Here is a 12,248-nt window from a genome sequence, read left to right as displayed (position 1 = left end):
ACTTGTCCTGGCAGTGACGCGGCGATGTCCCTCGACATGCCAGTACGATGACACGCTCAAGTGACAACGAACGTGACAAGGCGAGGTGCATCACTGCATCAGTCGCGCGCGCTCCGCCGGCGTCAATCCATCACCCGCGGAACCCGCGCGACGTACGACCTGCACGGGACTACCGTTGTCGTAAGCCGCGCCGCGCCCGCCGTCGATGCTCGCACTCGGATCGCCGCCGATTACCTGCACCGAGATGATCGAAGGCTGACGATCGCGCGCATCCGCCTGCTGCTGGCGCGCGACGTCTTCAGCGGCCTTGGTGGCGGCAGAGGCCGCGGAGCTGGCGGCGTTCAGCGCACCGACATTCACCGCCTGCACGACTGGCAAGCCCACCGCGTCGCCCTTCACTTGCACGTTGTCCGCATTGGCGACATGCGCGGCGGCCACGACGAGGTTGCCGGAAACGCGTATGCCTGCATCGCCTGCGTCCACCGTGCCTCGAGGTGCCATCAGGTAGACCGAGCCCTCGGGCGCACCGGGAACAGTCTGCAGCGTGGCGATGCCTGCGCCACTCACCTGTCCCGCCGCATCCTGCGTGCACCACGCGTCGACGGAACAGACGTATCGCACCGGCGGGATTTCGCTGTTCGTTTTAGCGCCCTTACCAGCGTTGATATCGCCATTCGAACTCCAGATGGTGACGTCGCCGCCCTGCTCGGTGAAGATGCGGCTCTGGGCGAGCAAGGTGCTGCGGTCGGTGACGATCGACACGTCCCCTTGCTGCAAGGTGAGGATGCCCTGGCTGTTCGGACCGGCGAGCACATCGCCGGTGACCTTGTCCACGATGACCGGAGGCGCGGAGACGCTTCCGAGCAACGCTTCGCCGCCGGGCGCGACAACGGAGATGTTTCCTCCGCGCTGCGTCTGGATCGTGCTGCCGCGGATGTCGAGGTCACCCGTATGGACAGGTTGATCCGCGCCGTTGCTACCGCCTCCAAGTCCGTTCGCCGTGTAGCCCAACGACGCGGGGAACAACGTGTTCAGCGCCTCGTAGCCGCGCACGTACTGGTTCGCGAACGGGCTCGATGCGTCGTTGTAGTCACGGCCCACCTGTGCCAGTACGCCGAAGAGCGTCTGCTGCACGAAGATCGTCTGCGCATCCTCCGGGAGTTCCTGGAATCGCGTCCACGCCTGGTCGACGGTGTAGGTCGGCACGTGGTGATCGGCGAGGAGCCCCGTATCCACTGCCCGACCCGCGTCGTAGTTCTCGACGAAGGCCACCAAGGCGGCTGAACCGTCGTCGAGGCCGGGCGGCTTCGTCGCCGACGGGTCGATGTAACGCGCTATGAAGGCGGCTCGATCCGTGCCCGGGGCGACACCATAGGAGGCAATGATGGACGCACCCTGCGCCGGAAGCGCGGCGTTGTAGATATTCCCCACGGAGTTGATACCGGTGTACTGTCCGCCGCCCGCCGGGGCAAGAAGTGTCTTGAATCCAAGCGGCGTCGCGTAAAGCTCGGTCTGCGACGCGAGGCGACCGAGGTTACGCCCGGCCTCGATCGACAGGTATCCCGGACCCGCCTGCGCGATCACCGGCAAGGTGTTTCCTGCCTGATCCGTCGCGAGGACGGTTCCCAACGGTGTATCGATGATGTCCCGGCCTGCCTTGATCACGGAGATATCGGCGCCATGGAGCTGCTGCCCCAGATAGGCGAGGTCGACGATGTCGCGACCCGCCTCGATATGCGCCAGCTTGTTGGGCATCAGGAAAACCGCATCCGCCCCGCCCCCTGTGCCGTTCACGATGTCGCCCTCCAAGGCATATATCCGCACGGGATCGTCATCGTTCGCATGCCACGGGTCGGCGGCGTGGAACAGCAGCTGCGCTTCGGCGGCGGGCGACATCTGGCCCAGCAGGTAGCCGTTCTGAGGCGCACTCGCGCCGGACTGGAGGCCCGTCGGCGTCAGGTTCAGCGGTGACACCAGGGATGTCAGGGGCGCGTCGATCATGCCCCAGGCAAGGCGCGTGGCCAATCCCAGGCTCGTTGGGTTGAACGTCACATTCCCGCGCGCGAACAGTCCCAAGTCGCCATCGTCGGACGGAAAAAGTTCACCGCTGGTCAGCAGCGTCAGGTTGCCGTTGGCGGCGGCGAAAACGACGGACGCTGGCAACATGTCGCCCGCCGTATCCGGGTAACGGCTGGTCACCGGTGCCAGCCCGGCGGCGAACAGGGAGACCGGCGATGCGAGATCGCCGTACACCATGTCTCCCGCTAACGACGTCACGTCGATACGTGAAGCGGCGGAATAATTCTGGCGGTCGGGATGTCCTGCCGAAGCCAAGGCCGACACCGCATTACTGTCGAGCAAGGACGGATCGAAGATACCGCCAAGACTCACCGAACCGTTGCCCTGGACCGTCACCTGGCTGTCCTGCATGGCGATGAGCGTGGATACCGGCATGGTGGCCTGGAGGCCGGCCGGGGTCGTATACGCCACCAAGAAATCGCTGCCGATCCTGCCGCCTGCCCGGATGTCGCCCTCGCCGCGCGCCACGAAGTAGCTGCCGCTGAGGATGTCGCCACCGGCGCGGACATCGAGGTCGCCACCGCCGATGGTCCGCAAGCTCCGCGCTCCGTTGGCGTCGACGTCGATCGTCCACGTCGTCGGCAACGATACGGCGAGTTGGCGAATGTCGCCGCCTGCCTGCACGCTCACGTCGCCACCGGCGCTCATCACGCCCTGATCGAAACCGCCGAAATTGATGGACGAGCGCGTCTCGCTGTTGCCCGTCTGCATCCACTGCCACCAGTACTGGGCGGTGCGCGTGCCGGCGGTGCCGGTGAGGTCGCCGGTCGTGTCGACCGCATCCTGTATGCCCTCGATGTCGCCGCCCGCGCGGAGGTCGAGGTGACCCGATCCGTCGGGATTGACCTCACCGGTCACGACGAGCTCCGGTGTCGCGGATTCGCCCAAGCCGATGATCGTCGATGGCTGGAGGAGCACCGCCGTACCGTCCGCGGTCGTGCCTGCCGCCGGCGCGCCCGCCGTGTACACGGCGGCGGGAGCCCTATCGTCCGTCCAGCGAATGTCGCCGGCGGCGGCGATCTCGATATCGCCGGTGCCGGTACGCACGACCGTGGGGGCGGCGAGCACGCTATTCGTCGTCGGGTCCACGACATCCGTGTGGCCTCCGAGCCGCACCGAACCCGTGGCACCTTGCAGCGTTGCTCCGGGATCGACCGACCCGAGATCCGCGCCGGCCGTCAATCGATAGCTCGCACTGTTCCCGCCGGCGAGCGTCGCGCTCAGGATCGGCAGCGGATTGTTGGGCGTCCCCAGGGGCGACGGGCTGTTGTCCACAGGTGCGCTGGTGGGCGCGATGACGTCCAGTGTCGTTGGCGGACCGGCCAGCGTCACGAAATCGAACGGCATCGTGAATGTGTTCTTGAAATCGGTCGAGGTGCCCGCGGTGACCAGGTAATCCTTGTATGCCGTCAGGTAGCTGGGGAACGCATTCAGCGTGGTCGGTGCCGGTAAGGCGGGCGGTGCCTGGACGGAAGGGTCGAGCAATCCGAAGCCGAGCGCGAAGGAGATCACCGTGGCGGGCGTAACGGGCGTCGCGCCGGTGGGATCGCTGAACTCGTCGATGCCCGAGGTCAGGTACTTCGCGTACTCGACATATTGTCCGTAATACTGCTTCACGGCCTCGGAATCGCTGTCCGCGAACTCCTCGGGCTTCGCGAAGAGACCGTCGATCGACTCGGTGCCGTTGGCCTGGCTCACGATGGTGTCGTACCAGGTCTTTGCTTCCGCCTGATCGGCTTCCCGCGCCTTGCCTCCCGCACCACCCGCGCTGGCTTGCTGGGAGAAGCCATCGGTGATGCTCGCCCTGATGTCCAGGTCGCCTTCCGCGCGCAGCGCCAATGCGGGTGCCTGGGTGCCATACCGGTAGGCGAGGTGGAGGGTACCGTCGGCATCGCGGGTGCCCGCGCCGAGGTTCCACGGCGTGAGCACGACGATATTGCCGCCATTCCAGTCGGCATCGCCATTGCGCAGCTCCACGCCGGGCCGCACCGCCAAGGCGGGCACGGAACCTTTCAGCCTCGACTCGAAAGCAAAACCGGGGTTCTCGATGAAGCCCATCAAGGTGCCGGCACCCTGAGCCTCGTCACCATTCGTGTACCCATAAAACGACGCATGCGCCTGGTCGAGCGTCGCGGGCGTGAAGCGATACCGCGCGAGATAATCGGCCACCTGCGCCGCGTCCGTCGGATCCGGGCTCGGGATGACCGTGCCGCCGGCGTCGATGAACGTGCCGCTCACGAGCACCGGCTTGCCTGTCGTCGGATCGGCACTGAACCAACCGCCCGCATCGACGAGGCAATCGAAATGTTTCGCGGGGTCGGCCAGGGCATCACGCGTGTCCCAAACCGCATACGCCTCGAGCGATGGCTCGCGGCTATGCGACAGGTCCACGCCCGGCGCGATTTCGAACGGCACATCGCCATCGCTCAGCAGGGGCGCGCGAAGATAAAGCTTGCCGTCAGCGGCGGGACCATCCTGCACGATCCGGGCGCCGCTGCCGATGCGGATATGCCCGGCGTCGGCACGTTGTACGTCCTGGTACCCGAACGTGTCGTTCAGGTGCCCGTCGCTCGTGCCACTGGTCCCGATGACGATGTCGCCGCCGTCCTTTCCTCCGGCGGAGGCACTCGCATCGAGGCGTCCGTCGAGATCGACGCCGCGCGCGCCGAACAACTTGATCGTGCCGCCAAACGTGCCGGAGGCATCGATGTCGCCGGCGACGTTGACGCCGCCACCGTCGGCGGTGAGGTTCACCACGTGCGCGCGCAACGTCTGACCACTACCAAGCGACAAGTCGCCGCTGCGCGTATGGATGGACAACGATCCGTCCATGCCACCGGCGTCCGCCAATCCGGCGAGCGCGCCAAGGTCGACGGCCCCAGCCGTGTCGAGCGAAAGCACGCCACCTAGGTAGCCGTTCGCCGCGTGCCCGACCAGCGCGCCACCGAGGACGGCGCTTCCTTTCGAGGCGACGACATCGAGGCGGCCCGCGCTGCCGCCGCTCTTTCCCTTGCCAGGGCCGCTGATGTCGATCGATGAACCGGCGGACGTCACCACGTCGCCGGCATCGGCATGCAAGGCCACCTCCCCGCCCGGTACGGGAACCGTGGTATCGATGAACGGCAAGGCGAGGCCACCGGCATCGATGACCGCGTGATCGCCCAGGCGCAGGTCGCCTTGTGTGGCATGCAGCGAAACATGGCCTCCCGGCGCGACGATGACGGTGTCAAGATCGATCGAGCCCGCCTCCAGGTCCAGGTTGCCGCCCATGTCGCTTCCGGGGGCCGGCGCGGTGCCATGGCTGGACAAACGCATCGCGCCCGTCGTTCGCACGCGGTTGTCCGCGCCGACCGAAAGCACGATGCCCGGCGTGGCGATGTCCATGTCGGCACCGGCCAGGTCGAACACACCGGTGCCCTGTGCAACGACGCCCGTGCCGACGACCGCCGTGAACTGGCCGAGGCCGCTGAACGCCGTGTCACCGCTGCCTAAATGCAGTTCATCGACGTCGACGCGTAGCCGTCCCGCGCCGGATGCCGGTACCGACGGCGTCGCGCCGGTGTCGTTCTCGATCGTAAGGGAAGCCGCCGACAGGGATGCTTGCCCGCCATCGCTCCGTATCGTCGGTGCGCTCAGCACGATCGCATGCGATACCGCCAATGCCGTGTTCCCGATGAAGTCGATGGCTTGGCGTCCGCGCAAGGTCGTCTCGTCGCTGGCGGCGAACTGCGCGAGGACCCGGGGACCGATGAGCAGGGTGCCGTCCTGCTCCTGCACGCTCGGATCGATGCCGGTCAGGCCGATGCGTCCCGCCGTGACATCGATCGCATGCGCGCGCAATGTGGCGTCGGCTGCCAGCGTGGTCCGCCCGGTGGCATCCATGCTGATCGGCTCCGCGGCGTCGACCACCGCACCCGCGCCGAGGGCGAGGTTGCCCCCCGGCGTGCCGGCGGGGCCATCCAGACCGCTGATGTTCGTCCGCAGGATCGGTGCGGCGTCATAGCCCGATACACGCAGCAGGGCACCGTCGCCACTGACGGCCGGTGTGCCCGTGTCGGCCTTGTCGCCAATGAGCAAGGCCGAGCCGGGCGCATCGTCCGTCGCCGTGGCACGAAGCACGCTGCCGTCCTCGAGCGTCACGCCGCCGTTGCCATTGGCCGTGAGGATGATCTCGCTGCCCTGCAACGGATGCGCCGCGTCGTTGGACAGCAGCACGTCGTCGGCGAGCACATCGACGCGGTCGCCGCCATCGGTGCTCGACCGTTTGCCGCCGATGAGCAGGCTGCCCGCGCCTAGCGTGGAGAGTTCGTCCGCCGAGACGTGCAGGTAACCGTCGCGCGCCGTTTCGTCACCCCCGAGGATCTGGATGGCATGGCCGGCGATGTCGACCTGCGAGCCGCGCCCGCCTTTGCCCGGTGCCGCGTCGAGCGTCGCGCCAAGGCTCAGGGCCGACGTGGCCGCTATCGTCAGTCGTCCGGCATCCGCACCCAGGCGTGGCACGACGTCGCTGTTCGCGGCGGCCTTGTCGGTGAAGAAGGCCGTGGCGGAGGTTAGCGAATACTCCGAATACTTGCCCCACGTGTCGGCCGACTGCACGACGAAGGAACTGGCACGCGCATCCCGTGCCCCGGTGAGCGTGTCGGTGAAGTAGCCCGTCACGAGCTGGCTGCCATCCGGCGCCGTCGTGGACGCCCCCGGCACGGGGTCTTTCACGCTCGTGTTCTGTACGACGCGGTACGCCCCGGGCACCGTCGCGTACCGGGCGGGAAGCAAGGTGTACACGCCATCTTGCAGGCCCGGCACGCCGGAAAGGTAAACCGCCTGCCCCACCTGCGGTCCCGCGCCCATGCCAAGTTCGAGCGCGGCGTCATGCGCGGAAACCGGCGCGTGGTATCCAGGCACGATGGCGTACACCGGGCGGCCATCGGTGAACTGTGTCTTCAATTCACCGGCGGATGTCGTCGTGTAATCGGTGTAGCTCTGCGCGAGCACGTCGCGTGAGCCGCCCGTACCGGGAACCCACTCCACCGCCTGCAGATCGCCACCGCCGGAAAGATCCACGGTCGCCCCGGCGTCCATGGACACGGACCCACCGGCAATCGACACCGATTTTTCCGGCGGCCGATCGACGGGCTGCTGCGGCGTGCCGTCCAGGTAGTCATAGTGCCAGTCCTTCCCGTCGACGGTCGTGCCATAAGGTATGACGGCACCGCCGAGGGAGACGGAAGTGACGCTTCCGGAGGCAAGGTGCACGTCGCGCGCCGATGCCATGGGCAGCGCCGCGGACAGACCGAGCGCGTTCTTCGTCGCCTCCGGATCATCCGTTCCCAACAGGATTGATCCCGCGGGAACCCAGAGCGTGCCGCCCTGTTCGATGTGATCGGCGGTCACCGCAAGCGTGCCGCCCGCACTCAGCGGCGTCACATCGTCGTGGCTCGTCGCCTGATGGAACGCGACCGTGGTCTCGGCGGACGCATTGGCGGCATCGATCAGGAATGCGTAGTGAGTCACCGGATACACGCGGGCCGCCGTGAACGCCAGGTCGCCGGTGCTGTAGAGCCACCCTGTCGATGCGATGCCTCCGTCGCCGGGCGGCAACGTGAAGCGGATGTCGCCTTGCGAGTCGAACGACGTCCGGGCGAACCCGGCAAGGTTGACGCGGCCGCCGAGATCGATGAAATCGGCGGCGACATCGAGCGTGCCGTTACCCGAAGCCGAAGGCACGGGAACGGTGGCCGGTATCCTCGCGCCAAGGACAGCGACATAGGGCGCCTGGAGAACCACCTTGCCGCCCGCCTCGTTCGCGGCGGCACCCGGTGTACGTTGATCGGCCGCCATCGACGACAGGCCGATGGTCTGCAGTTGGATGCTACGCCCTGTCTGAAGGAGCATGTCTCCAGCGAAGGCGATCGCCATGGGTTGAAGTAGCGCGACATCGCCGCCGTCGATCGGACGCCCCAGGTACAGATCATCGATGCCCGACCCGATGAGGCGGTCCACGGCGAAGCGCAGGTCGCCACCATCGCCCTTGTCCAGCCCAGTCGTCGCAAAAGGATCGTCTCCTCCCGCGAGGCGCCACTCGCCCTGCGTCAGAACGAACACGCCCTTCCCCGCACTTGACTGCGACCCGGCCACTCGGGCGGAAATGGAAAGTTGCCCACCCGGGGCCTCTGGCGCACCACCATGGGCGTCCATGCTTCCATCGAAATACAACCCCGTGCCCGACTGGATATCGAGCGTTCCGCCAGCACTCCATACAGGCGTCGGCAGATATGACGCAACCGAGATGCCCGCGCGACGGCCCGGCGCCGGCAAATCGTACGTATCGCTGGTGCCGGAAAAGAGGATGCGCGACCCGCGCTCGGCCACGACATCGTGGTCCGCATACAGCTGGATCGTTCCTCCAGCGAGTACGTCGCCATCGCGCCGCAGGATGTCCGTCGTTCCGTCGGCAGGCACGAAGCCTGTTTCCGGATCGCGCAGGGCGATGCCGCTGGCGTCCAGCAAACTCGCGTCGCCCAGCCACACGCCCCGGTTGGGCGTGTCGGGTTTCTGCGCAACGCGGTTGTCGAGGCTGTGCAGCGCGATCGTTCCGCCGCGGGCGACGAGTGCGCCATCCACGATGACGCTTCCGCTGGCGCCAAGGGCGATCGTGCCACCCGCGTCGACGTCGATGCGGGCCCCGTTCCCAATCGCCACGCAGCCAGTGACTCCCGCAAGCGCGGGGCCGATCCAATCGCGATAGATACCGGCCTGGACAGTCAGACCGTCACCGGGTTGCTGCTGTGCATGGCGAACATACGCATTGAGTTCCCCGAGCATCGCCACGTCGCCTTGCCCGTCCGCGCCGAGCAGTCCAGACTGGCTGGCGACGCCAAGGAGCGCCGTGCGATCCGCCAGCATCGCCCGCGCCTTTACGGCGACCTGCGCTCCCGGCGCCACAGTGACGTCCGTGTCCGCCACGAGGTTGTAGCTCGAAAAGCCCATCGACGAAAACATCGAAGGGTCCAGATAGAGCAGCGAGATACCGGGCGTGGGCGTGGCAGCGCCGCCAATCTGGATGTCCGGTGCGTGCAGCGTCAGGGTGCCGCCACCGGAGAACCCTTCGGCAACCAGTGTCGCGCCAAGCTCGATCGCGCCTCCCGAGAGGTCGTCCGGCTGGGCAACGTGGGAGAAGTAATCGAGCCCAGGACCATCGACGTGGGTTTGCAGTGCCACGTCGCCGCCACGCCCCCGCGGCACATCGCCACTCATTGCCAGCACGCCTGCCGTGCCCACGTAGCCACCGCCGGAGACGTCGATTACCGCTCCCTTGGCCAGTCGGATGTCCGGTGTGATGTCGGCTGCCCCCGACTGGCCGCTGGTGAGTCCGGTGAGGGATACGCTGCCGCCATCGATCCAGTGATCGCCTTGCAGCGCATCGGATGCGCGTCCGCTGTCGTTCACCCAAAGGCCGCTCGCGTCGAGGCGTGATCGATCGCCCATGGTGATCGCGGATGGAATGGACTCCTGCCGATTCGGGTCGGTGGCACGCGCCGAGAGGTTGATCGCGCCACCGTGCGCGACCACCGTTCCCTGGATTTCGACCGTCGTCGCGGTGATGTCGACTTCGCCACCGTCCGCCAGATGGAGATCGGCCCCGTCATTGACCAGGACCGTGCCTGCCGTCGTAAGCCGCAGCTTGCGTAAACCGGCGTTGTCGATCATCGCCGTGGAAAGGCTGCGCCACCAGAGCGGATTGTTCGGGTCCGTCGGGTCGCCGCCCTTCAGCGGCCAGGCGTCCTCGGCCGTGAAGTCTGGCGCGTAGGTTTCCAGCGGAACCCGCTCCGACTGGAGCACGAAGTTGACCGACGCGGCCTGGAAGACACCGTCGCGCGCGTTGAACCCGGGAAGATCGACGGTGATGATCTCAAGGGATCCCGCCGACGGTTCGTTTCCGCTGCGCACCTGCTCCCGGCCGGCATAGGCATGGGCGCTCACATCGCCGTCGAGGATCAGATCGTTGACGAGGGTCGTGTTACCGCTCTGCCCGAATGACAAGGTGCCGGCATCACCGCCCCGGATGAAACCGGGATCCCAACGCCCCACGTTCGCGAGCAAGGGATTCGTATAAGTTTCGGTCACGCCCCAACGGGCATGATCCTTGTCGAAGACGCCAGCGAAACCGGTATATTCGACGTTGGCATCCGCCGAACCGGCGTCGTACAAGAGGCCATTCGCGGCCTGGAGTCGTGGCGTGGAAATATACCCCGGCAGATAGTTGAGGAATCCACCTTCCAGGCGTAACTGGGCGCCCGTGCGCACGATGGCGCCTTGCTGGAACGCAATGTTCCCCGCGCGGATCATGAGCTGGTCGACCGTGCGCGGCACGTTGTTAACGTAGCCTGCGACGTTCAATACGGGGCTTCCGACCCAGTCCAGGCCGTCCGCGCGCGTGCCGGAACGCGTACTGTCGATCGCGACGTTCTTGGCGGAAAACAGGAAACTGTCGCGCAACAAGGGCGAGTTCGCGAGCTCGTTCAAGCCGATGCGCGGAATGATGACCTGCAGCGCGGACATCGGAAGGATCACGTTGGCCAGGCCCGACACGTCGATCGTCGCCCCCCTGTCCACGTACGCGTCACGATGGAACGTCACGTTACCCGCCGGCACTTCGACGAGTGCACCGGGATGCAACACGGCCTTCATGTTGAAGTCCACACTGCTCGTCACGAACGCCGCGTCGGCATCCGGCGTGGACGTCGTGGTTTCGCCATCCTTCTCCGGCAGGATGGTCGTGACCGAATCCGGGCCCAGGGCCAGTACGGATGAGACGTTCTGCCTGCTTCCCAAGTCGAATCGGATGCTGCCGGGATGACTGAGGCTCGTCGACGCGAGAAGGACGCCATCCTGCGTCAGGTTCTCGCCGAGCCATTGGATGCGGCCTTGGCGTGCCTGGATCAGGCCCGTGTTCTCCACGGTGCCTTGCAGGGTCGTTGCCGGTATGAACGGCGCGGTGACGTTGAGCCCTGTACTGAGCGAATCCGAGGCGACCGCAAGCGCCTGCACGGCGGCGAGGATCACTTGGCCGTTGTCGGCGACGATCTCGCCTGCCTGCGTGATGCTCGGAGCCGCCACCAACGCGAACCCGTCCTTGGACGCGTTGACCGATGCACCCTTGTCGATCGTGACCGCCCCGCGCTGCGCGTCGGCCCGCCCGCCATCGCCGTTGTCGATCAGGAAATACACCGGCTGGTCCGCTCCCAGCCCCAGGAGGTTTTCCGGATCCCTGGCGTTGCCGACGCCGTACTTGAGGAAGAAGGCATTGCTCCTGGAGACGTCGTGGCTGAACAGGTCGAGCGAGCTGGCGATCAACGAATGCGTGTCGACCTGCGCGCCGCCACCGAAGATCATCCCGTTCCGGTTGAGCAGATAGACGGTTCCCTCGGCCTTGATCTGGCCCAGGATCTCGCTGGGCTTGCCGCTGGGATCGTTGACGCGATTAAGCGCGATCCACTGGTTGCCACCGTTCGTCTGTGTGCCGCCGGTCTGGTCGAAGTGCACCGTGGTCTTCCGCCCCACGTTGAACGACTCCCAGGTCATGATGGCCTTGGCTTTCGTCTGTTTGATCTCAACCGTCGTCCTCCCGCCCGCCACCGACTGCGTCGGCGCGTTGGCGTTCTGCCACAGCGACGGATCGGTGCCCACGCGGCTGTCGACCTTCAGCCCGCCAGCGCCAAGCCCATCCGGCACGTTCGACGCCAGCGCCTGTGCCGCCGCCTGGGCGCTCTTCTGCGCGCTTATCTGTGCCGCCACCGCCTGCGCGGCGGCATCGAGGTTCGCGATCGACTGCTGGACGCGCTGCTGCAGCATCACGTTGCCCGGAGTGAAGACGTTGCCGCCGTTACCTCCCTGGCCGGTGCCGGTTCCGGTCGTCACGGGACGCGCGGCGCCCGCCTGCTTCCCGGCGAGCCAGCCGGGGCTGAAGGCCGCCTGCGGCGCCGCCGCGTGGGCGACACCGCCGAACAGCGCCAGTGCGATGAACTGGCACATCGCCCGGCGACGCAGTGTCGGCCGGAGTTTCGCGGGCTGCGACGGACAGTGGGTGGCGGGAACCTGGATGCGTACGATCATGACTGGCCTCGGAAAGCGGTTCGCGGCATCGATGTGCCACGCTGTGGTTCGGCAAC

General features: G+C 66.7%; 1 protein-coding gene. It reads right to left on the bottom strand.

The window, feature by feature from the left end:
* Positions 1 to 90: 90 nt before the first annotated feature.
* Positions 91 to 12,192 carry a filamentous haemagglutinin family protein gene (locus tag ACQKIE_RS02720; RefSeq protein ID WP_427455509.1) on the bottom strand — a complete coding sequence of 4,034 codons (12,102 nt, stop codon included), beginning with the start codon at positions 12,190 to 12,192 and terminating at the stop codon, positions 91 to 93.
* Positions 12,193 to 12,248 lie beyond the last annotated feature (56 nt).

The sequence above is a fragment of the Luteibacter sp. NPDC031894 genome, from assembly GCF_050273135.1.
Classification (GTDB): Bacteria; Pseudomonadota; Gammaproteobacteria; order Xanthomonadales; family Rhodanobacteraceae; genus Luteibacter.
Note: the sequence above shows the minus strand (reverse complement) of the source record. Positions and strands in the feature narration are given on the sequence as shown.